This is a genomic window from Enterobacter wuhouensis (assembly GCF_035835995.1).
GTDB lineage: Bacteria > Pseudomonadota > Gammaproteobacteria > Enterobacterales > Enterobacteriaceae > Enterobacter > Enterobacter wuhouensis.
In genome coordinates this window covers 3,557,911-3,579,213 of the sequence record NZ_CP142124.1, presented here as the reverse complement: position 1 = coordinate 3,579,213, position 21,303 = coordinate 3,557,911, and the positions used below count along the sequence as shown (strand labels likewise).

At 54.4% G+C, this 21,303-nt stretch carries 19 protein-coding genes and 4 pseudogenes; 17 read left to right on the top strand and 6 right to left on the bottom strand.

What is annotated here, in order from left to right; genetic code table 11:
• Positions 1 to 10 precede the first annotated feature (10 nt).
• The 11 genes and pseudogenes from VPX56_RS17070 to VPX56_RS17020 all read left to right on the top strand — a co-directional run.
• Positions 11 to 1,348: pseudogene (locus tag VPX56_RS17070) on the top strand (type VI secretion system Vgr family protein); the annotation flags it as partial.
• Between the two features lie 554 nt (positions 1,349 to 1,902).
• On the top strand, positions 1,903 to 2,358 hold the full coding sequence (locus tag VPX56_RS17065) for a hypothetical protein (protein ID WP_131635989.1): 456 nt from the start codon (positions 1,903 to 1,905) through the stop codon (positions 2,356 to 2,358).
• A gap of 192 nt (positions 2,359 to 2,550) precedes the next feature.
• Entirely contained in the window at positions 2,551 to 3,075 is a 525-nt protein-coding gene (locus VPX56_RS17060; RefSeq protein WP_326467845.1) for a hypothetical protein, read from the top strand.
• 78 nt (positions 3,076 to 3,153) lie between these two features.
• Positions 3,154 to 3,273: pseudogene (locus VPX56_RS17055) on the top strand (type VI secretion system lipoprotein TssJ); the annotation flags it as partial.
• Between the two features lie 30 nt (positions 3,274 to 3,303).
• Positions 3,304 to 3,639, top strand: a complete 336-nt coding sequence (locus tag VPX56_RS17050) for a hypothetical protein (protein WP_326467843.1) — start codon at positions 3,304 to 3,306, stop codon at positions 3,637 to 3,639.
• A gap of 47 nt (positions 3,640 to 3,686) precedes the next feature.
• Positions 3,687 to 4,295 carry a hypothetical protein gene (locus VPX56_RS17045; RefSeq protein ID WP_326467841.1) on the top strand — a complete coding sequence of 203 codons (609 nt, stop codon included), beginning with the start codon at positions 3,687 to 3,689 and terminating at the stop codon, positions 4,293 to 4,295.
• A gap of 112 nt (positions 4,296 to 4,407) precedes the next feature.
• Positions 4,408 to 4,669, top strand: a pseudogene (locus VPX56_RS17040) (type VI secretion lipoprotein TssJ); the annotation flags it as partial.
• 15 nt (positions 4,670 to 4,684) lie between these two features.
• Positions 4,685 to 5,076 (top strand): annotated as a pseudogene (locus tag VPX56_RS17035) (S-type pyocin domain-containing protein); the annotation flags it as partial.
• Positions 5,077 to 5,255: 179 nt separating this feature from the next.
• Entirely contained in the window at positions 5,256 to 5,705 is a 450-nt protein-coding gene (gene tssE, locus VPX56_RS17030) for a type VI secretion system baseplate subunit TssE (protein ID WP_131635992.1), read from the top strand.
• 27 nt (positions 5,706 to 5,732) lie between these two features.
• Positions 5,733 to 7,109: a VasL domain-containing protein gene (locus VPX56_RS17025; protein WP_326467839.1), complete on the top strand. Its 1,377-nt coding sequence runs from the start codon at positions 5,733 to 5,735 to the stop codon at positions 7,107 to 7,109.
• A gap of 13 nt (positions 7,110 to 7,122) precedes the next feature.
• Complete coding sequence (locus tag VPX56_RS17020; protein WP_326467838.1) at positions 7,123 to 7,602, top strand: hypothetical protein; 480 nt, start codon at positions 7,123 to 7,125, stop codon at positions 7,600 to 7,602.
• A 41-nt stretch (positions 7,603 to 7,643) separates the two neighbouring features.
• Here VPX56_RS17020 and VPX56_RS17015 read toward each other — a convergent pair whose 3' ends face one another.
• The 6 genes from VPX56_RS17015 to VPX56_RS16990 all read right to left on the bottom strand — a co-directional run bounded on the left by VPX56_RS17015 (position 7,644) and on the right by VPX56_RS16990 (position 13,759).
• Complete coding sequence (locus tag VPX56_RS17015) at positions 7,644 to 8,819, bottom strand: cupin domain-containing protein (protein ID WP_326467837.1); 1,176 nt, start codon at positions 8,817 to 8,819, stop codon at positions 7,644 to 7,646.
• Between the two features lie 11 nt (positions 8,820 to 8,830).
• Positions 8,831 to 9,622 carry an HpcH/HpaI aldolase family protein gene (locus VPX56_RS17010; RefSeq protein ID WP_326467835.1) on the bottom strand — a complete coding sequence of 264 codons (792 nt, stop codon included), beginning with the start codon at positions 9,620 to 9,622 and terminating at the stop codon, positions 8,831 to 8,833.
• Positions 9,604 to 10,347, bottom strand: a complete 744-nt coding sequence (locus VPX56_RS17005) for an alpha/beta fold hydrolase (RefSeq protein WP_326467833.1) — start codon at positions 10,345 to 10,347, stop codon at positions 9,604 to 9,606. The genes VPX56_RS17010 and VPX56_RS17005 overlap by 19 nt, the downstream gene beginning before the upstream one ends.
• Positions 10,348 to 10,355: 8 nt before the next feature.
• Positions 10,356 to 11,120 carry an SDR family NAD(P)-dependent oxidoreductase gene (locus VPX56_RS17000; RefSeq protein ID WP_326467831.1) on the bottom strand — a complete coding sequence of 255 codons (765 nt, stop codon included), beginning with the start codon at positions 11,118 to 11,120 and terminating at the stop codon, positions 10,356 to 10,358.
• Positions 11,121 to 11,123: 3 nt separating this feature from the next.
• Positions 11,124 to 12,446 (bottom strand): histidinol dehydrogenase, encoded by a 1,323-nt coding sequence (hisD, locus tag VPX56_RS16995; RefSeq protein ID WP_326467829.1) that lies wholly within the window; start codon positions 12,444 to 12,446, stop codon positions 11,124 to 11,126.
• A gap of 74 nt (positions 12,447 to 12,520) precedes the next feature.
• Complete coding sequence (locus VPX56_RS16990; protein WP_326467827.1) at positions 12,521 to 13,759, bottom strand: MFS transporter; 1,239 nt, start codon at positions 13,757 to 13,759, stop codon at positions 12,521 to 12,523.
• Between the two features lie 307 nt (positions 13,760 to 14,066).
• On the opposite strand from VPX56_RS16990, the gene VPX56_RS16985 reads away from it, so the two are divergent.
• From VPX56_RS16985 to VPX56_RS16960, 6 genes are all read left to right on the top strand, one after another.
• Entirely contained in the window at positions 14,067 to 15,137 is a 1,071-nt protein-coding gene (locus VPX56_RS16985) for a LacI family DNA-binding transcriptional regulator (RefSeq protein ID WP_326467825.1), read from the top strand.
• On the top strand, positions 15,134 to 16,105 hold the full coding sequence (locus VPX56_RS16980; protein WP_263611576.1) for a nuclear transport factor 2 family protein: 972 nt from the start codon (positions 15,134 to 15,136) through the stop codon (positions 16,103 to 16,105). Before VPX56_RS16985 ends, VPX56_RS16980 begins: the two co-directional genes overlap by 4 nt.
• Positions 16,106 to 16,211: 106 nt before the next feature.
• A complete protein-coding gene (locus VPX56_RS16975) occupies positions 16,212 to 17,354 on the top strand; it encodes a nuclear transport factor 2 family protein (RefSeq protein WP_131636003.1) in 1,143 nt (380 codons plus the stop codon).
• Positions 17,355 to 18,650: a histidinol dehydrogenase gene (gene hisD / locus VPX56_RS16970; RefSeq protein WP_131636004.1), complete on the top strand. Its 1,296-nt coding sequence runs from the start codon at positions 17,355 to 17,357 to the stop codon at positions 18,648 to 18,650.
• Positions 18,651 to 18,703: 53 nt separating this feature from the next.
• Positions 18,704 to 20,023, top strand: coding sequence for an amidase (locus VPX56_RS16965; protein ID WP_326472095.1), 1,320 nt, complete (start codon positions 18,704 to 18,706; stop codon positions 20,021 to 20,023).
• Between the two features lie 350 nt (positions 20,024 to 20,373).
• Complete coding sequence (locus VPX56_RS16960; RefSeq protein ID WP_326467820.1) at positions 20,374 to 21,225, top strand: DUF6387 family protein; 852 nt, start codon at positions 20,374 to 20,376, stop codon at positions 21,223 to 21,225.
• Positions 21,226 to 21,303: the final 78 nt, after the last annotated feature.

Sequence of the window (21,303 nt, the reverse complement as noted above, 5' to 3'; positions counted from 1 at the left end):
TGAATTCAGGCTGGAGCGCACCTACCCGCCGCGTGAAATTATCTCCCAGTGGCGGGAAACGGATTTGCAGTTCATTCAGCGCATTCTGTCCGAGGTGGGGATTTACTGGCGTACGGAGATGGATGACACCCGTGAGCTGGATGTGTACATTTTTGCCGACAGCCAGCTTAACTACCGGTTTGACGTGCGCCTGCCTTACCGCGAGCCATCGGGGCTGTTTGACGGTGCGGCAGAGTCGGTCTGGGATGTGCGGACGTGGCACAGGATTGCCACCGGCACCGTTACCACACGTGATTACAACTACCGGACCGCCTCCACGCCGATGGATGCGACGGTCAGCGTGCGCAGTGATGCGGTCACCACCGGGGAGCATTACCGCTACGCAGCGCCTTACCGTGACGCGGGTGACGACGCCAGCCCGGAGCCGGAAACCGAGTCCGGCGCGTTTTACGCCCGGCTTCACCACGAGCGGGAGCTCAATAAATCAGCCCGTATCCACCTGTTCAGCAACGCCTCACACCTCGCGCCCGGTCAGGTGCTGGAGCCGCAGGGTGATGTCATTACGGCCCTGAAAGAGGGCGTGCTTCTCACGCTTGTGACCTGCCGGGGAGCCCGTGATTCCCGTCTGCACGTGTCGGTCTGGGGCATGCCCTACACCGAGCGTTACTGTTTCCGCCCGGCGGACATCCCGCGCCCGGAAATTCACGGTACGCTTCCGGCGCGGATTGAGAGCCGGGAAAAGAACGATATCTACGCTCACCTGGACGAGCAGGGGCGCTACCGGGTGAAGCCGGACTTCGACCGGGAGGGGACGGAACCCGGTTACGGGTATCTGTGGCTGCGGATGGCGAAACCGTATGCCGGTGAAACGCTGGGCTGGCATACGCCGCTCACCGACGGGACGGAAGTGGCGATTGCGTTCAGCAATGGTGATATTGACCTGCCGTACATCGCGTATGCGCTGCACGACTCTGAGCACCCGGACCACGTCACCCGCGACAACCACACGCGCAACGTGCTGCGCACGCCCGCAAACAACAAGCTGCGGATGGAGGACCGGCGCGGGGAGGAGCACATCAAGCTCGCCACGGAGTACGGGAAAACCCAGCTCAACAGCGGGCATCTGGTGGACAGCCAGGGGCAACGTCGCGGCACGGGCGCAGAACTGCGCACGGATGAATACGGGGCTATTCGCGCCGGAAAGGGCCTGTTCGTCAGCGCGGACGCGCAGGCGAAAGCGCAGGGTGACGCACTGGATATGAGCGCTGCGCTGAAGGAAATCGACCGGCTTAACGAGCAGCTGCAGCAGCTGGAAATCGCGGCGGAGCAGGCGCAAGCTAAAAAATCATTAACAGAAGGGGGCAAAAAATATTGGGGCAATCAGTTTTCATTCAAAATCTCCGACCCTAAATGTGGAACACAAATACTACCGATCGAGTTTAAAGTGCTATTTGTGAAATCTGATGAACACTATATATTCAAAATACATGATAAATATGATCGTGAAGGTGTCACGGGAAATGTCCTCGATGTATCGAAAAATACAGGTCCATGGACATATGCCCACGAATTCGGTCATTGCTATGGGTTACCTGATGAATATGGATACACTCCTGACGCAGAAGAGAATGATCAAGTAGTTTACTATAAACCGGATGGGTCTCTTGATTCACCAATTTCTATTCCTTATAATGGAGGAGATCCAAGTGATCCAGCTTCAACAATTATGGCTGCATATGGGAATACTATTATTCTGAAAAGACATGGATGGATTATAGCTATTGAAGCGAATGAGATTTTTCATGAAGCTGGTTTAGGAAGGAGAATAAGATGCGATATAGTATAATTCTAAGTTTATTAACTTCTTTATACACATCAATTTCTTTAGCAGAGGCCCCAAAAATGAAAGATAACATTTTTTTTACTATTAGTGTTAGTTGCAGCGGTCAGAAAGAATGTACATACAATAATCAGAGTGAAATTCCAGTCACTGTGAGATTTCAGAATTTATATTCCAAAGGTTACTATATTCCTTTGGAATATATTAAGAGAACTGGACCCAGTATCAAATTAACTGATCGTGACAATAAAAAGAGCATGCCACTCAAGCCAAATCTAGTTAGTTGGGATTTAAAGAAAAAAATGACTTACATCCCTGAAGGTGGGAATATTGAATTTACCTGGACTCTTTTGGATAGAGATATTTCACAATTTATAAATGATGGAAACCTCAATGTTGATGCTGATTTCAAGATTAGAACAAAAATATATGATGATAAGAAAGATGAAATTGGTGACTTTATTTCATTGTCAAAATTAGTTTTAAAAGGAAGTAACCTAAATGAAGATAAACGCTGACCAACTCTCATTGCTAAATTCGTACTCATCTAATTCTTATGCTAGTGAACTAGTGAAGCATTGCAAATCTATCTTTCCGTTGATATATGATTCACTGCATGAAAAAAATTAAGAACTAATATTGCAAAACTAATTGAGACGGCAGGGAGATCAAAGGTTACTCAACGTGGTCCCCTTCAGCTCTACTTCGATATGGCTATTACGCTAGGTTCTGAGTTTGAAACTGATCCAATGTACTCAGATTTTAGTTTTGAGCCAGATCAATTTCCGACGAAAAATCAATTAGAAATATCTTTATCTCTTCATGAAAAATCTAGCATCTATATCGAGAATGTCATTGGGGAAGATGGCAAATATGCAAAAAACTTTCTTGGCCGGTTAGAAGTTGAGATGTTCTCAAACATACATAGAATTAATTTCATAGAAAGTATGCATAAATTATTAATTGATGTTTACCCTCAGAAGTACGATTTCTTGGGCCTAGACAAAACAAATGCCCTGATAGAGCGGGGTACTAAAAAATTCAAACATGATAATACCAGGCCAAAGATACAAGCCATATATATTATATTAATGTTTGTTATCGGGCATGGCTTTGAAAATGATTTATTCCATCAGAATGAAAATATTTTCAATAGTAATGCTCATGATGATGACTTTTACATATTAAAATCCAAAGGATTTATTGTACGGTTCATTAATGCATTGGTTTTATAGAATTAATAAATCAGATTTCGGGTAAGTATCCCCATAACTAGTTGTGTTTTCAGGCAATACGCACGCTTTCAGGCATACCTGCTTTCGGTATTTTGTTCAGCGCTCGCTGGCTGCGCTCTGACTCAGACTGTCACGGACGGTACGGTCAGCATCACGAAATCCCTCTTCTACAAAAAAATTAAAATGCTGCATCTGGATTTAGGTGTTCATGCTCTGGAGAAGTGGTAAATGACTGAAGGATCAGCTTTAACCAATGAAACTCCATACTCAACATATGATATAACGGGTTTATTAATGCCCGCTCGGGCGTTCTTTTTTACCATTGTTGATGAACCAGGTAAAGACGGTTTCTTGGTTAGAAAAATATATTCTTCAAATTCTGATCCATATCTTTCAAATATGGATTTAACAGAAGCGAAACTACTTCCAGAAACTAATCCGGAACGATATGGTTTAATTCCGAAGGACTTTTCTGCTTCCTACACTGTAGCAGAGCATGTGATGGGGGATGGCTGTTGCTGGAGCAAAAATAGGTACAGTAGCAGGTGCGGCGGTTGGCATTGAGACTGGCCCAGGGGCGATGCTGACAGGACTTGTTGGCGGGATTATATTTGGAACAGCAGGCTACTTTGGCGCAGATTGGGTGGCGGATTATATTGATGAAAATTAAATCATTTAATTTATTTAGAAAAAAAAGTCAATTCCAGGATGATTTCCCTATTGCACAATTTAGTGATTTACCAAAGAGGAGATCTTTTTATCCAATGTTTTTGTCTCTAGAGAAGCATAAGATATATGCTCATTCAGCACGATTTATGATAAAACCTGAAGATCAATCCATCATTGAGAATCTAATCGAATTACATTTTCATAAAAAAATAAATATAAATGAGAAAAAAAAGAAGGTTGCAGATCATGATAAAATTCTCATTTTTTATAAGTTTAGTGAGTTTGGGCAGGATATAGTAAGGGTTATCACAAATGATAATGAATTTGTTAAATGTCTTTGTGAGGCAGGTTTTGAACCTCCAGGGCCAGAAATTGTATTTCCTGATAAGAATTTTGGTAATTATGGTAGTCTGCAAGGAGAGATGGCGTTCTGGTGGGATGTATATTGGGAACCGTTTTGGAAGTGTTTAAGGGAGGATGAAAGAAAAGATTATCTCGGACGGAGTAATTTCTCGGTTGATACCATTCAATTTCTGGAATGTCGCCAATAGTTAAAATATATACAACATTATTCACCTCCGTTATCCGAAATTCTCTACGTAAAATTTGTTAGCGCCCTCTTTCTAGTGTTAAACCTGTTCGCAGACTGTAATTGATGGTGAGGTCTGGCAGTTCAGGGATCGCAAAGCGGTTGATGCCGCCGATTACCAGACGCTGTTGCGCAAGGCTGATACGGTACTTAAGGACGATGTCTTGGCGTCAAAAGCACTGCTGGTGATGCCATGTGCCAATGGAGGAGGATGCACAGTTTGTAGCGGTGGTGGGACTGTTTAACCGTCCGGATATGCAGGATAACCGCTGGCGCCTGGTCCTGACCCATGACAACCTCGACCCGGATAAAGCCCGCGTCATTGAGCTGGGCGAGGCGCTGGATAGGGATGCCGCGCTGTATGTCCCTTCTGCAGGTGAAGGCAGCGCCAATGTTTCAGGGCGAGATGAATTCTGGTTCGAGGAAAAGCTTTGGCAGAAAGCGCTGACCGGAGCAAAAACCACGACCCGTGTGAGATGCTTCTGGCGGCATGATGAACAGGGTAACATGCGGGTCTACGGGGTCCATACGGGTTAAGGTATGCCGTATGAAGGTGTGCGCACGGCTGAATGAAATGGGTTGAAAAAAATAACCGTTATGAGTTAACCCCGGCTCACGGTGTTGATGGCCCGTTGATAACCTGGACGCCGGAAAGGCCGGAAAACAGCGACATTTCGTCGCATGCGGGCAGCAATATCAGACCCATCGATCAGGCTACTATACTGGTTACTCCGATCCCTGACGATAACATTTATTAAAAGAGATGAAGAGTAAATAAATATGGCTATAAGATGAGAGTTTGATTCTTCGCTGGAAAGGTTTAATTCGGCTCCCGAATTGATTATGCAGAGACGGGGTGCAAAAAACATATAATTAAATGAAATCTCGACTTTCACATTGACGAAAAACTCAAAGGAATATAATGAGTTATAAACATCCATCCTTATATGAAACGCTAATGGGTAACTTTTCAGGAGATCTTCCGATCGATCACGTAAGTGAAGAGGAACAGGTCATTTTATCAGTTTTGGATAATATACAGCGTATCCTCAATTCTCGTGCTGATGCTATTTCACACTTACCAGATTATGGTTTACCGGACATGACAAAAATCCTTCAGGGTATGCCTGGAACTGCACATCAATTGATTGAGACGCTCTCAAGCGTTCTACTAAAATATGAACCCCGATTGCAGTCAATGAATGTGACTTTGTTGGAGCAGCAGATCCCTGGTGAATTGAGGTATACGATTGATGCCGAGTTGAAGGGGGTTGGATTGGTCCACTATGGCACCGAGTTTATGCCAGAGGGCAAAGTCCTGCTCCGCCATCTGAAGCAGCAGAATTATATGGATAAAAATTCATATTTTTAGCGTTTAAAATTTAGCAAGGACAGCGTTATGCATTTGGTAAACACACGTTCCCTCAAAACCGGCGGCGACCCGCGCACGCTTGCGGATTACGCCGCGCTTCGCGATGAAATGAGCAAGCTGACGCATCCGGCTCGCCCGGATGTTAACTGGCAGCACGCGGAAACGCTCTGCCTCTCACTGTTCGAGCACAACGGGGTGGAGCTGCAAACTGCGGCCTGGTATACCCTTGCCCGCACGCATCTGTCCGGTTTGTACGGCATGAATGAAGGCCTGGCGATTCTGGATGCGCTTCTCTCTCGACAGTGGGGGAGTGTGTGGCCGCAGCCGGTGCATGCCCGGATGGAGATCTTAAGCGGGCTCAGCAAGCGCTTACAGCAGGTAATGCGTACCCTGACGCTGAGCTATGCCGACCTTAGCCAGCTGTACCAGGCCGAAGCTTATCTGAATGCGCTGGGCGACGTGCTGCAGCGTCTGGAGCTGAAACACGCCAGCCAGCTTGATCCCCTGCGAAATCTTATGCATAACGCGGCGGTGAGGCTGGAAAACAGCGAAAACACGGGCGTGAGCCTGCCGGGCGTTGCCCCGACCCGGACAGAGATCGGCAGCAACGAACCGACAGAGCATGTGAAATGGGTCTATATCGCCCAGCCTGAGCCTCAGCCGCACGTGCAGGTGATGATAGAACCGTCGTCTGCACCCGTGAAGCCGTGGAGGCCGTTTGCCGCCGGAATGCTGACCATGCTGGTGCTGTCCGGCGTGACGGTCTGGGGATGGCAGATAACACATAAACCAGACCCGGCGCAGGCGCAGTTTGCGGCATCGTTTGCGCCGTTGCCGACTGCGCTGTCAGCTGAACAGCTCCAATCTTTCAGGAAGTCCTCTCCTTCATCTGAGATGGGTATTAAGCAGACGCGGCAGCAGCTCGCGCGGCTTGTACAGCTAAAACCTGACTGGGCCATCGCCAGGGGGGATGAACTGCTGAAGCAGGCGCTGACGCTGTGGCCGGAGCAGGCGAAACCGCTGGTGCAGCAGTGGCAGCAGCAGATAACGATCGCAGCGCTTCCCGAGGACAATCTGAACGGCTGGCATCAGGGGATGACGCAGCTGCAGCAGCTGGCGAACCGGCTTAACGCCCTTGATGAGCAAAAGGGAAAGTACATGACCGTGAGCGAGCTGAAATCAGCCGTGTTTACTCTTTCACAGTCGTTTAGCCGTACCGTTCCGCTGGAGGAACAGCTGCGTCAAATGGCGGCTGTTCCGGAAGGGCAGGTGTGGCCGGCGGCGGCGCAGAATCTGGTGGAACAGCATCTGCAGCAGCTGATTGCCCGTTACGCCCTGATGAAACAGAAATGGCCGGAAGGTGAATATCAGACTGAATCCGCGCGACCGAGTGCGAAAAATTAACAGGGACGACAACGTGTCAGCCAGAGAACGTTTTTTTAAGAAAGTGCAGCAAAATAATGACAGAACGCCACCGGGGAAGAATTCCGTTGAGGCTGAAATCCGGCTATTTCGTCTGCGGATGGATGCGCTGGCGCAGCAAATCAGCCAGTGGTTTGCGGAAAGCAGCATCGAGGTTATTTTATCGACAAAGCATATCCATGACCTGAGCACAATCGGCTACAGCCTCAGCAGCGGCATATGCCGTTACGACATTACCGCTATTCGGCTACAGAATGGCGATCGTAGCGTCAGCATTACGCCTGAACAGTTCTGCTGCGAAACGGAGACGGGGCGCGTGGTAATGCAGGCCACGGCACCGGGCTTCAGCCAGGTATTTTACCTGAGCATGGCGCCGGAAACGGGCTGGTTTATCCGGCGCGAACGTCAGAGCGTAAAAGAGAATGCCATCATGACGGAAGATCTCTTCTTCCAGGCGGTAGACTGTCTGGCCTGAATATTACCGCCGCCATCTGGGATACCGATAGCGGCATAACGTCAGGCTTCCGCTTGCCATTTTTCCAGTTTTGCACCCGCCCGACGTGCCGTAACGGGCAAGATATCGGCATCGGCGACGTAGCCATCCGGATCGAGGCAGCGGTTGTGCGCTTTTGCCTGCAGCAGAACCTCTTCATCCCAGTACAGGCGTTTACGGCCATCGCCTCGGGTGGTGAGAATGAACTCGGTGTTACCGCCTGCCGCGCGGTAGCGCCGCCAGCTGTTTGCCGGAATGGAGATCACCGAACGTTCAGGGGCGATGATGCTGACCTCTTTGCCCGCCTCGTTCCATGTGACCTCCAGCTGGCCCTTAAAGACCATAATCACCTGGGTATCGGGGCAGACATGTCGGCCCACGATGCAATCGTCGGCGAGCCGTAGCCACTCGACGGAAAAGCCGTGTGGGTCGGTCATGGCCGGGGACGCGTCCCTGTCCTGTGAAATGCCAAAACCGATAACCGGCGCGATCTCGCCGCCGTGTCCCGGCAGCACCGAGTCCAGCAGCCCCCGCGATGACCAGCAGCGTTCATCGCCGGTCACCGCGCGCCTGCGCATCTCTTCAACGCTATAATCACGTAGCCCGGCAATATACTCCTCCGACAGCGGCGTCAGCAGCGTTGAAGGGTCAGGCTGCGGGTCCCCTGCCTCTTGCGTAATCAGCATATTATCCTTGCTCAAATACATCCCATATTCGCCCGCCGCCGCCAGCACCGACGGATGCCAGATAATCCCGCCCGTGTTGTCGCCCCCCAAAACGGTAAACACCATGCCGCTGGTATCCGCTTTACTCACGTTGGTAAACCCCCGGAAGATCCAGGTCGGAATGGAGAGGATCGCGGGGGCGCTGAATTCTGCTTCATGTTCCCCACGCGCGCCCCAGCGAAAACGCCACGTCCCTTCGTGGATCAGAAACACCTCCGCCGTGAAGTGAAGATGGAGGTTGTTGGTCACGCCCTTCGGCATGGCCGCCGCGCCGATGTTGAAACCGTGCGGCTCGGGGATATTCACGACCTGCTCCGTGGACTGCGTAACGCCGGGGCCGATGAACGAATAGTTCTGCTTCAGATTCGAGCCCGGCAGCCTGCAGTCAATAAAGGCAAGATTGCAGGAGACCATATCGTCAGGGGCGATTAACCGGCTTCTGGCCTGGCTTTCAGTAAGATGGATAGTTTTCATGTGTTCTCCTTTTAATAACCGGATGCGCCGGTCGCGGGGATGGCGTTGCCGCGCGCGAGGGCAATGGCTTCACGCGAGGCGCGGCCCAGCTGCATCACATCGTTTGCCGGCGTGACAAAATGGAACCCCTGGGCAATACGCTCTGCGGCCGCCGCCCCGGAGGTGCAGAAAATCCCGGCCATCTTTTGATGCTTGTGACAGCGTTCAATCACCTTATTAACGGCTGCAAGCATCTCCGGGTGCCGTGATTCCGCGCTGGCGCTGCCCGTCAGCGTTAGCGAGAGATCGTTGGGACCAATAAACACGCCGTCCAGCCCGTCGGTATCGAGAATAGCGTCGAGGTTTGCCAGTCCTTCGCGGGTTTCGATCATCGCCAGCGTCAGAATTTCGTCGTTGGCGTGCTGCGGATAGTCGCTGCCGCCGTAGAGCAGCCCGCGTGCCGGGCCAAAAGAACGAACGCCCAGCGGTGGATAGCGGCAGGCGGCGACAAAGCGGCGAGCCTGCTCGGCGCTGGAGATCATCGGGCAGATCGCACCGTACGCCCCGGCGTCCAGGACGCGCATGATTTGCGCCGGGTTGTTATCGGCCACCCGGACGAGCGGGACGGCAGGCGTGGCCGACAGCGCCTGAAGCATCGTTAGCGCGCTGGCGAAATCAATCATGCCGTGCTGGAGATCGACGGTCACGGCGTCGTAGCCCTGATGGCCGATAATCTCCGCGCTGTAGCCGGAGGGGATTGCCAGCCAGCCGTTAATGATGGGCGTATTTTCCCGAAACGCGGTCTTTAGTCTGTTTTTGCGCACTGTATGCACTCCGTAATCCACTGGCGCAGCGGTGGGGCGACGTCATCCGGCGCTTCCAGCGGAATAAAATGCCCGCTGGCCTCCACCGTATGCCATTCCGCATTCCCGGCGCTGGCGGCCAGTAAGTGGTGATGATGGGGCGTGCAGATAACGTCCTGCGCGCCGTTGAGAAGGGCTATCGGGCAGGCGAGGGCGGCGAGCGCCGCGCGGTTGTCCTGCCGGTGAATGGCGATTTCCGTATGCTCTGCGAAGGTCGTGATACCGCACTCCTGCGCCATCCGGCAGATGACCGCCTGCAGGGCGCGATCGTCCAGGCGTTCTGGCGCCACGTAGCGCGGCCACAGGGTCGACATCAGCCAGTCGGTAATGCCCTGCGCCTGAGCGGTACGCACCGCTTCCCGGCGCGGCGCGGCATTTTCCGGCGGATCGACAAGGGGATTGGCGGAGAGCAGCGCGAGGCCGCCGATCCTGTCCGGCGCGTCGGCGGCCATTTGCAGCGCGACGATGGCTCCAAGTGAAAAACCGGCCAGCAAAAAGCGTGGCGGCAGCACGTTCAGCAGCCGCTGTGACGCCTGCTGCGCGGTTCCCGCTCCCGCTAGCGTGACGCACACTGTCGCCGCAACGTTTAGCCGCGCAATCACGGGCTGCCAGAGCCGGGCGTTACACAGCGTACCGCCGAGCAGCACCAGCGGCAGGTCGGTGTTATCCAACAAAGCCTGTTCCATTGCGAGCCTCACGTTGCCGTCCAGCCGCCGTCTACCATCAGCGCGCTGCCGGTGATCATCCCGGCGGCCTCGGAGGCAAGGAACACCACCGGCCCCATAATGTCCTCTAGCCTGCCCAGGCGGCGCAGCTTGATGTTATCCAGCACGTAGCGGCGAAACGCGGGGTCTTCAAGCGCCGATCGCGACAGATCGGTTTCGATGAAGGTTGGGCAAAGCGTGTTGACCCGGATCCCGGCGTCGCCCAGCTCAAGCGCCATCGTTCGGGTTAACCCCTCCAGCGCAAACTTGGAGGCGCAGTACACGCTCCGCGCGGGGCCGCCTACGTGCCCCATCTGCGATGAAATGTGAATAATCGATCCCGCAATACCGCCTGCCTTCATGCGCCGCGCCACGCGCTGGCTGACAAAAAAGGTGGCGCGCAGGTTAAGCGCCATCACCGCATCGAAATCTCCCTCCTTTACCTCCAGAAACGGCTGGTGGCGGGCCAGCCCGGCGCTGTTCACCAGAATGTCGAGATCCGGCAGGGTCGACAGGATGCGTTCCGTCTGGTCGGCGTCGGTAATATCCAGCGTTACCGGGTGGAGTGACAGCTGGTGCTCCGCGGCCAGGCTAGCGGCATGCGCCAGCGCCTCACCATCCCGGGCGGCTATCCATACCTCTGCGCCCGCCTGGGCGAGGGCAACCGCAGCGGCGAAGCCAATTCCTCTGGACCCGCCGGTGACCAGCGCGCGCTTGCCGTGTAAAGAGAAAGAGGGCGTTTGCACAAGCGTCATGAATTACACCTTTTCCCTGACCGGAGCCGGCGTGGCGTAGGGAACATCCGTCTGGCCGTAACGACGCACGCGAATATTGGCCTGCTCGGCGTGTCCGGCGAACCCTTCCAGCAGCGACAGGCGCGAGCAATAGCTGCCGATTTCAGCGGTAGCTTCGTCACTGAGCACCTTCTGGAAGGTGCAGGTTTTCATAAATTTGCCGACCCACAGGCCGCCGGTGTAGCGCGCGGCTTTTTGCGTAGGCAGCGTGTGGTTGGTTCCTATGACCTTATCGCCATAGGCAACGTTGGTACGCGGGCCAAGGAACAGCGCACCGTAGTTGGTCAGGTTCGCCAGGAACCAGTCGTCCCGGTCGGTCATCACCTGCACGTGCTCGGACGCAATGCGATCCGCCTCCAGCAGCATCTCTTCGTAGCTGTCGCACACGATGATTTCGCCGTAGTCCTGCCACGACTGGCGGGCGATGTCGGCGGTCGGCAGCTTTTCCAGCAGGCGCTCGATTTCGCGCAGCGTCTCTTGGGCCAGCGTCAGCGAATTGGTCAGCAGGATCGCGGGTGTGGTCACGCCGTGTTCGGCCTGGCCCAGCAGGTCCGTGGCGCATATTTCTGCATCAACGGTGTCATCCGCGATCACCAGCGTTTCCGTCGGCCCGGCAAACAGGTCGATGCCCACCCGCCCAAACAGCTGGCGTTTTGCTTCCGCAACGAAGGCATTTCCCGGCCCTACCAGCATATCCACCGGCGCAAGGGAGTCCGTGCCTAACGCCATCGCCCCAATCGCCTGAATGCCGCCCAGGGCATAGATTTCCGTGGCCCCCGCCATTTTTTGCGCCGTGACAATTGCCGGTGCGGGTTCACCGTTAAACGGTGGCGCGCAGCTGATTATGCGGGAACAGCCCGCCACGCTGGCCGTGATGATCGACATATGCGCTGACGCCAGCAGCGGATACTTCCCGCCCGGCACATAACACCCTACGGCGTTAATCGGGATATTTTTATGGCCGAGGATCACGCCCGGGCGCGTCTCAATTTCCAGGTCCCGTAGACATTCCTTCTGTGCCCGGGCAAAATTCGCCACCTGCTGCTGGGCAAATTCAATATCCTGAATATCCTGGCGGCTTAGCCGTTTAATACAGCGATCGATTTCCGCAGGCGTCAGGCGATAATCCTGGCGGTCATAGCGATCGAACTTTATCGATAATTCGCGGATGGCTTTATTCCCACGCTTTTCAATATCGGCGAGTATGTGCTCAACCGTTTCTCTTATTTGCTGATTGGCCTGCTGGCGCTCTTCGGTGGATTTACCGCTTTTTAATTTCCAGGACACACGCTTCTCCTTACCTTATTAAGATGTCAGTTGCCCTCCCGGCGAACCGGGATAGGGTATTTACTTCAGATGTGCTATTGATCCGGCGCGGCGGCGTAAGCCCCGTTTTTTAATTCGCGGGAAGATGTTTGCGCCTTGCGGGCATATACCCAGCGGGCGGACAGCGGCGTGGCAATGGCGGCAATAACGGACAGGGCGGCAATTAATAAATAACCGGACGACAGGTTAATATGTTGCATCATGACGCCCATCATTACCGGCCCGACAAACATACCGCAGGAATAAATGGTCTGGAATAAGCCCATCCGCGTGGATTGTTCATCGGAGGTGGTATTTACCACGCTGAGCGACATAAACGCGGCAAAGGCCATGCCGAACGAGAATCCAGCCAGCGCCTGCCACAGATAAATGACGTAGATATTGCTGGTGAAGGGGATGCCGAAGGTGGAAATCACCTGAAGAACGATGCCGAGCACGGCGGTTTTAACCAGACCGAGGCGCTGATAAAACACCGAGCTGCACAGGGCGATGGCCAGCCCGTAAAACAGAAGATGAATGTTACCGAGCAGGGCGAGGATGCCCGCCCGGGCGCCAAGCTGCTCGGCGTAGACCGGCGTCAGCGTATCGCGGGTGGCGAAGGGCACCAGGATCACGATGGTCGCCAGGATGCCGATCAGCCAGACGGAGCGGTCGGCCAGCTGCTGGCGCGCGCCGGTGATGCAGGCCTTAAGCGTGGGCGCCTGCACCGGGTCGTGAACGTCCTGAATGCGGGTCGTCAGAATCAATGCAACCAGCGCAGAGATGCAGGAGACGAAGAAGGAGATGTTGTTGGCGAAATAGTGAATCAGCACCGCGCCAATGCAGTTGCCGAGAAATACGCCGATGGGGCCAGCCAGCGCCAGCAGCGCGACGGCGGCAGGGGCTTCGCTGCGATCGAAATAGCGCATGAACAGGATGTTGTACAGCACCCAGGACGCCGCCGTAACGCCGTCGGCCGCTTTTGCCATATACAGCGTGATGGCGTTTGGCTCGAGCCAGGCAATCGGCCAGGCGATAATCGGCAGCAGCAGACCAATCTGGATAAAGATCCTGCGGCTCTTCACGACATCGGAAATGATGCCTAGCGGGAAGCGAATGAGAAGGGTAGCCAGCCCGGATGCGCCCATGATGATACCCATGATCTGGGGCTCGATGCCCTGGTTGATCATCATCGGTGCCAGAAAGGCATCAATGCTGTGAATGCAGATAAAGAACAGGATGCTGATGATGAAAAAGAGCCGGGCTTCCCGACGGCGTAACAGTGCTCGAAACATGGTTTTGAACCTCTTAAAAAGTAATGGGTTACAACCAGCCAAGTACGACGTTTACCGGTTCAATCCTTTGGGCGACTCCTGTTCTCTCCGGTACCATTGACGGTATGAAACGCTTTGCATACGTATTCAAGATTTGAAGTTACGAAAAGGTTTCGTGTTTGTAAAGTGATCTGGATCTTGTTGTGAGAAATTTGATTTTTTGTGTTGCATACGCATGCAAAGGTGGTGTAAGTATAAAAAACACCCACTGGCTGAGGCGTCTGGAGCAGGGCATAGTGGGTAAGACGTTGATAAGGAATCAGGGGTAATGAAACGTAAGACTTTTGCAGCAGTCACATCCCAACAGGTCGCGCAGCTTGCGGGGGTATCGCAGTCTGCGGTATCGCGAACGTTCACGCCGGGGGCCAGCATTTCACCGGCGACGCGTGAAAAAGTGCTGCAGGCGGCGCGCGAGCTGGGCTATCGCCCGAATGCGATAGCCCGATCGCTCAACACGGCGCGTTCGCGCATTATCGGCGTGGTGATTTCTTACTTTGATAATCCCTTTTACTCGCAGGTGCTGGAGGCGCTGGCGCAGAAGCTGGATACGCTGAACTATCACCTGCTGCTGTTTGTCGGCGATCGCGAAGGCAACGTCGACCGGATTTTTGACCAGATCATGCAGTACCGGGTGGACGGTATTGTGCTGGCATCCGTCACGCTGTCGCTGGAGCTATCTGAGGAGTGCCTTGCCGCCGGGATACCGGTGGTGCTGTTTAACCGCAGCGAAGAGAGCGGAATGGCCTCCAGCGTTAACAGCAACAACGAAGCGGCGGCGCGTCAGATAGCTGAATTTCTGCTGGCGGGTGAGCACAAGCGTTTCGCCTACGTGGGTGGCGTGGCGGATTCGCCGGTCAATATTGCCCGACAGCGCGGGTTTATCTCCACGCTGGAAGAACACGGCATCACCGATGTGCAGGTGGTGCACGGGAATTACGATGTTCAGCAAACGACCCGCGCGGCCTACGCCCTGTTTTCGGCGTCGCCAGCGCCGGATGCGGTCTTCGTCGCCAACGACCATATGGCCGTAACGGTGATGGACGTGGCGCGCTATGAGTTTGGTTTGCGGATCCCCGAGGAGGTTTCTGTTGTCGGCTACGACGATATCGGCCCTTCGGGCTGGCCTTCCTACGCGTTGACGTCTGCATCACAGCCGGTGGGGGCGATGGTCGATGCCACGGTCGAGCTGCTCATGAAGCAAATTGAAAGCGGAACCATAGAGCCTGAACAGATTACGGTGCCTGGCACGCTGGTTATACGCCACTCAGCCCGTCGCCCGCGTAGCGGCATTATCGAAAACAACGGCTTATCGCTATTTCAGTCTAAGGAGCTCAAATGACCCGATTGCGGGGCTTCAGCCCTCAGTTCGACTCCATCCAGCAGTTCATTTTGACGCTGACGCACGTGGTATGGGAGCAGAAGGATATTGGCCAGCTGGCCGATTTTTACGCCACGCCGGTTGTTTTCATTACCCCGGAGAAACAGCTGCATGAGCTCTCCCAGTTTATGCGCCTCACACTCGAGGCCATGCACAGCTTCCCGCAGCGGTCTGTGCTGACGGAGGACATTCTGTGCAGCCAGAATCCGGGGGACGAGTACTATGCGGCGCAGCGTACCGTTGCCCGCATTCAGCACCTGGGAGAGGGCTTTTTCGGTCCGCCGACCGGGAAGAACGTCTGGGTACGCACGTGGGCCGACCGCATCTGCGTCGACGGTGCCATACGCCAGGAGTGGCTGCTGCAGGATCGCGCCGCCATTGTGGCGCAGCTGGGGCTGGATATCCGTGAGTTTGCCTTTAACCTGGCGACCATGCGCCAGCAGCTTGGGCTGGAGTCTGTTTCTGCCGAGACGCTGGATGCCCGCTGGGCGGGCGGTCCTGAGGGGGATGACGTGGAGGGCGCGCTGGCGGGCGTGGTTGAACGCTACCTGACGATGTGGGCGGGCGGTAATAGCGGCGTGGTGCCCGGTTTATACCATCCGGCGGCGACGCTTTACGCGCCGGGACACTGCGTCTGTACCGGTGAACAGGACATCGCCGCACAGCTTTCCGGCTACCGCGCCTCCTTTGCCGACAGCGAAACGCAGCTTCATCATCTGATTGTGCGTAAGGATCCTAATGAGCCGATTCGGATCTCACTGCGCTGGTCGTTGTTAACCTGGCATGACGGCTACGGCAAGTTTGGCGCGCCCACGCGTAAACCCGTTTCTATCACCGGTATCACCCAGCTTGAATTGCGTGACGGTTTAATTTTCCGTGAATATCTGGGAATCGATGAGTTAGCGATTTGGTCGCAAATATTTAATTAACGGGGCGGCAGCCCCCCTTATTCCGGCTGCAAATAATATCCGCGTTAAATTCACCCTCACTTACGGGTGCGGGTTCTTATTGTCTGAAAATAGAGCAGGAGTTTATATGTCTTCAACAGAAGCAACAAATAAAGCACCAGCCGTACCCGAAAAAAGTAGCGTAAAAGCGCTGAAAGATGAGCCCGTATTACAGGTGGAACGCCGCGATTTTGTCGATCTGGTACCGGAGAAACGTCCGCGCGTGCAATCATTAAGAGGCTTTGATGATTGCTATACCGATATTGTCGATTACATCGTTCGCTGTACACATAAAATATGGGACGAGCGCGACGTCGGATTAATTTATTCTCACTACACCCATAACTGCGTGCTGTATAACGCGCTGGGAACATTATATAACCGCGAGCAGGTGGTCCAGGATACGCTGCAGCGCTTAATTGCCTTCCCGGAGCGTCGTGGAATGGCAACCCAGGTTATCTGGAACGGGAATGATGTGGATGGTTTTTATACCTCTCACCTGGTAACGGGAAGCGGGCGGCATACCCAGCACAGTCATTTAGGCAAGCCGACAAACCGCACCTTTGTAACCCGTACCGTGGCGGATTGCATGATCCACGAGAATAAAATTTACCGGGAGTGGGTCGTGAGCGACAACATGTCGCTGATGAAACAGCTTGGCCTGAACACCGATCAAATCGCGTTTAATATGGCAAAAGAGCAGTTTGATAAAGGCTTCCGCGTGATGGATATCGGCGAAAACGGCCGCATGCTGGGGCAATATCCGCCGGAGATGGAGTGCGATGTTTCTATAGCGCACACCGATACGGAAGAGCAGTGCCTGCGCTGGCTGCACGAGATCTACAACCGCCGAATGTTCGGCAAGATCAAAGAAGTGTACGCGCCGAACGTGCAGTGGCATGGCCCGCTGATGAAAGAGCTGTACGGCACTGCGGCAGTAACGCACCAGACGCTGGCGCTGGTGGGAATGATCCCCGACGGCGCGTGGCTGCCTCAGCATATTTGTTCCAACCCGTGCGACGAAGGCGGCGTTAAGGTGGCGGTTCGCTGGATCATCGAGGGGCACCACCTGGGCTATGGCGAGCTGGGCAAGCCGACCGGGGAGCGATTGTTCGTGATGGGTATGTCGCACTACCACATCCTTAACGGGAAAATTGTCGATGAATGGGTGGTTTACGACCACCTGGCGCTGCTGGCGCAAATCAAGCTCGGCCAGATGGAGGATGCGTAAATGATCGAACAGGTGATTTGGATCAAGCGCCCGCAGGGGCAGGATGCGCAGGCCGATCGTTCCCTGACGGAGAAGGTCAGCGCCATTATCGAACGCGTGAGAAGCGAAGGCGACGCGGCCCTCAGAGCGTATTCGCAGCAGTTTGATAACGTCGTGCCGGCGCAGTTTGAAGTGAGCGGGCAGGAGATCGCCGAAGCGCTGGAGGGGATGGACGCCCAGACGCGCCGCGACAGCGAGTTTGCCATTAACCAGGTGCGGCGCTTTGCGCAGGCGCAGCTGGCGACCATGCAGCCCCTGGAGGTCGAGACGCTGCCCGGCGTGCATCTGGGGCACCGGATCATCCCGGTGCAGACCGTGGGCTGCTACGTGCCGGGTGGCCGTTATCCCATACTCTCCGCGCCGGTGATGTCCATCGTTCCGGCGACCGTTGCGGGCTGCGAACAAATTATTGCCTGCCTGCCGCCGGGGGCACATCCGTCGATGATTGCGGTTTGCCATCTGGCGGGGGCGCATCGCATTTTTAAAGTGGGCGGCGCGCAGGCCATCGCGGCCATGGCCTGGGGAACGGAAAGCATTCCGTCGGTGGATAAAATCGTCGGGCCGGGCAATGCCTTCGTTAATGAAGCGAAACGTCAGGCGTTTGGGAAAGTCGGCATTGATGCCCTCGCCGGACCAAGCGAGATTTTCACCCTCGCCGACGACAGCGCCGATCCGCGCATTCTGGCCGCCGATATGCTGGCCCAGGCAGAACACGACGTGCACACGCGCGTCGGCCTGGCGACGACCAGCCGGGATATCGCCGAGCGTACGCTGGCGGAGGTTGAGCGTCAGTTAGCCAGCCTGCCGACGGCAGCGACGGCGGGCGAGGCGTGGCGCCGGCAGGGCGAGATCGTGCTCTGCGAAGATGAAGCGCAGCTTATCGCCTTTGCCGACCATATGGCGACGGAACACCTGCAGGTACATACCCGCGATCCGCACGCCACGGCGGCGAAGATCCGCAACTATGGCTCGCTGTTTATCGGTCAGAACGCCAGCGTGGTGTTCTCTGATAAATGCTGCGGCACCAACCATACGCTACCGACGATGGCGGCAGCCCGCTATACCGGCGGCCTGTGGGTGGGGGCGTATGTCAAAATCTGTACCCATCAGTGGATTGATGAGCAGGGCATCCCGGCGATTGCAGAACCGGCGATCCGCCAGAGCCGCACTGAGGGGATGCAGGGGCACCGACGGGCGGCAGAAATTCGACTGCGTCCGCAGGAGATTGACGCGATTACCACCGGTATGCGGGACTAAACACGAGGCCGGGCAGCATCCTGCCCGGCTTTCAACACCTGGAAACTGAGATGATGAAGCGCCTGATACCGCCAGACGACTGTCCGGAAGAGATTGCCCGCCGCCTCGAAGCCATAGAACAGCACCGTGCGCTTAACGCCATTCTCGGTGTTAATCCCGATGCGATGACCCTGGCGGAGGCGTATCAGAAGCAGCGTCGACGCGGTGAACGTATCGGCCCTTTGCACGGCGTTCCGTTAATTATCAAAGATAATATCGCCTGCGCGCCGATGCCCGTTACCCTGGGCTGTCGCGCGCTGGGTTCCCTGCAGGCAACATCGGACGCGCGGGTCGTGCAGCGGCTGCGCGGGGCGGGAGCGATTATTCTTGCCCGAGCCAATATGTCCGAGTTTGCGTTCGACGTGCGCTCGCGAAGTTCACTGGGCGGTGATGTGGCTAACCCACTTTGTCCGTCGGTTACCGCCGGAGGCTCCAGCGGAGGATGCGCCGCTGCGGTTGCGGCCGGCATGGCCGACGGCGCGCTGGGTACGGATACCGGCGGTTCAATCCGTATTCCCTGTAGCTATACCGGGCTGGTGGGGCTGCGCCCCGCCTTTCGTCGTTCGCAGCTGGACGGCGTTGCGCCGCTCTCACCCAGCAAAGATACCGTGGGCCCAATGGTCCATCGCGTTGAAGATGCCGCCTTGCTGCACGCCATCATCCACGGCCTGCCCCCGGTTCCTCTTCCTGCCCGTTCACTCAAAGGCGTTCGCTTTGGTGTGATTGCTGCCTTACAGGGTGAGGATGAAGCGCAATTGGCCGTGTGGCAGAGGGAGCTGCACACGCTACGCCGGGCAGGGGCGACGCTGGTGGAGGTCTCTTTACCGTTTCTGAATGACATCAGAGAGGCGACCTGCCTAAGCCTGTATGAATTTCGCATGGCGATCGACGACTGGCTACGCAAGCAGCCGGGTGCGCCTGCTGGACTGACGAGCATTGTCGACTCCGGTGCGTTTCTGCCAGAGTTTGCTCCGTTTCTCAGGCAGATGCTGACGTATAACACGTTGAAAACCCCGCTTTGGCTGGCGGGACGGCGTTTCCAGCGACGGCTGCGGCAGAACCTTTACCAGGCCGCGGAGCTGCAGCACATCGACGGATTTTTGTATCCCACCGTACAACGTTTACCGGAAAGCATGGCGAAGATGCCGCCAGGCTGCGCGCCGGAGCTTGCCGCCATCAGCGGCTTGCCTGCGATAACGCTGCCGTGTGGCGTGAGCCGAAGAGGATTGCCCGTGGGAATGGAGATTATGTCAGTGCAGGAGGATGAAACTGCATTGATGACGCTGGCACTGGCCTGTGAGCAGGCTTTTGTCGGGGGGCATAACGTGAGGTAGGCACAAAAAAGCCCGCAGGGCTTGCGCCGTGCGGGCTTTCAGGACTTCATCGGATGACTCTGGTAATCACCGATGGAGAATTTTGGGCTGGCGTCCCTGTAACTAGATATCTATTTGATTGAATTTTCTAGATAACTGCTGTTTCTGACTTTACCTTTGGTTCTATAAAGGAACCATAAATCGTAACGGCATAAACCCCTGAAAATAGTCCGTTAGCGAACTGTATCAAAAAATATCAAACCTTTTGGTTCAACTTCCTGATGGCATCTGAACTCATTTCATTGGTCTTCCTTTAACATGTCGATTACGTTTGCTACATACATTAAGTCTAATGCCTGTTGGAGATCGTTATGAAAAACTGGTCAGTTGAACATACGAGAGAGGTGAAGAAGTGGCTGGATATAGATACATATCGCGGATTCGAAGAGCTTCCGCTTATACACCTCTACCATGAATTGCTGGCAAGGACATTGTTCTTCAAACCATATCATGAAGAATTTGAAGCAGAAGCCGTAAGGCTCTACATCGACAGGATCTTCACTGGAAAGCCCTTTCTCATCACAGAAAAGCATCTCGGCTATCTCACAAGAGAGGATACTCTTTACCAGCCCCCGCACTTCTTTTTGACGACAACCGAAAGACTGGCTCAACTCAGCATAGTTGGATTACGGAACTCACTGTTTTTTTGGGATGGAAGCGATGAGTATTCTGTTAACAGAGAATTCCTCGATAGCCCTGTATCGGAAGTTTTGCCAAAATTGTTCAGAGATACGGTCATGGTCGAAATTGACCTAGCAAACGGGACAGATGAAGAGATCGCTGAATCACTCAAAGCTGCACTTCCTCAATGGCGTAAAGTGCGTGGTATAGAACCAGATGTAACGGAAGCTATTCGCTTTGGTTATGGAACGATTAAGAAAATCATCAACTACAGACTTATACCCCTTATTGATATCTTGGTATGGTCAAACCTGCACCAAGTTCGTGTATCCGAAGATCGCCTTTCACGGCTCCTGTACACGGATGATGATGATGAAGAACAAACCCGCCTGAACCACCAAATCAGGGATACGGACAGACCCCTTGCTCTGAAGGCCGCGAGTATACCGTTCATCCGTCAGTTTCATCTGTTCATCAACAAAAACGACCACCTAAAAAAGATCAGAGTTTCAGACGTGATGAAAATCGCTGATTCTGACTAAGACCAACCTCCATTAGCTCTGGCGTTCTCGGCTTCGGTCTTTTTCCTGCTGATTCATTTATATAGTAATTCCCATCGC

Coding starts and splice junctions, on each gene's coding strand:
- VPX56_RS17005 (WP_326467833.1), bottom strand. CDS start 10,347: ATGGAACAGGCTTTGTTGGATAACACCGACCTGCCGCTGGTGCTGCTC.
- VPX56_RS16990 (WP_326467827.1), bottom strand. CDS start 13,759: ATGTTTCGAGCACTGTTACGCCGTCGGGAAGCCCGGCTCTTTTTCATC.
- tssE (WP_131635992.1), top strand. CDS start 5,256: ATGAGTTATAAACATCCATCCTTATATGAAACGCTAATGGGTAACTTT.
- VPX56_RS17065 (WP_131635989.1), top strand. CDS start 1,903: ATGAAAGATAACATTTTTTTTACTATTAGTGTTAGTTGCAGCGGTCAG.
- VPX56_RS16980 (WP_263611576.1), top strand. CDS start 15,134: ATGACCCGATTGCGGGGCTTCAGCCCTCAGTTCGACTCCATCCAGCAG.
- VPX56_RS16985 (WP_326467825.1), top strand. CDS start 14,067: ATGAAACGTAAGACTTTTGCAGCAGTCACATCCCAACAGGTCGCGCAG.
- VPX56_RS17015 (WP_326467837.1), bottom strand. CDS start 8,819: ATGAAAACTATCCATCTTACTGAAAGCCAGGCCAGAAGCCGGTTAATC.
- hisD (WP_131636004.1), top strand. CDS start 17,355: ATGATCGAACAGGTGATTTGGATCAAGCGCCCGCAGGGGCAGGATGCG.
- VPX56_RS17060 (WP_326467845.1), top strand. CDS start 2,551: ATGGCTATTACGCTAGGTTCTGAGTTTGAAACTGATCCAATGTACTCA.
- VPX56_RS17000 (WP_326467831.1), bottom strand. CDS start 11,120: ATGACGCTTGTGCAAACGCCCTCTTTCTCTTTACACGGCAAGCGCGCG.
- VPX56_RS17025 (WP_326467839.1), top strand. CDS start 5,733: ATGCATTTGGTAAACACACGTTCCCTCAAAACCGGCGGCGACCCGCGC.
- VPX56_RS16965 (WP_326472095.1), top strand. CDS start 18,704: ATGAAGCGCCTGATACCGCCAGACGACTGTCCGGAAGAGATTGCCCGC.
- VPX56_RS17050 (WP_326467843.1), top strand. CDS start 3,304: ATGACTGAAGGATCAGCTTTAACCAATGAAACTCCATACTCAACATAT.
- VPX56_RS16975 (WP_131636003.1), top strand. CDS start 16,212: ATGTCTTCAACAGAAGCAACAAATAAAGCACCAGCCGTACCCGAAAAA.
- VPX56_RS16960 (WP_326467820.1), top strand. CDS start 20,374: ATGAAAAACTGGTCAGTTGAACATACGAGAGAGGTGAAGAAGTGGCTG.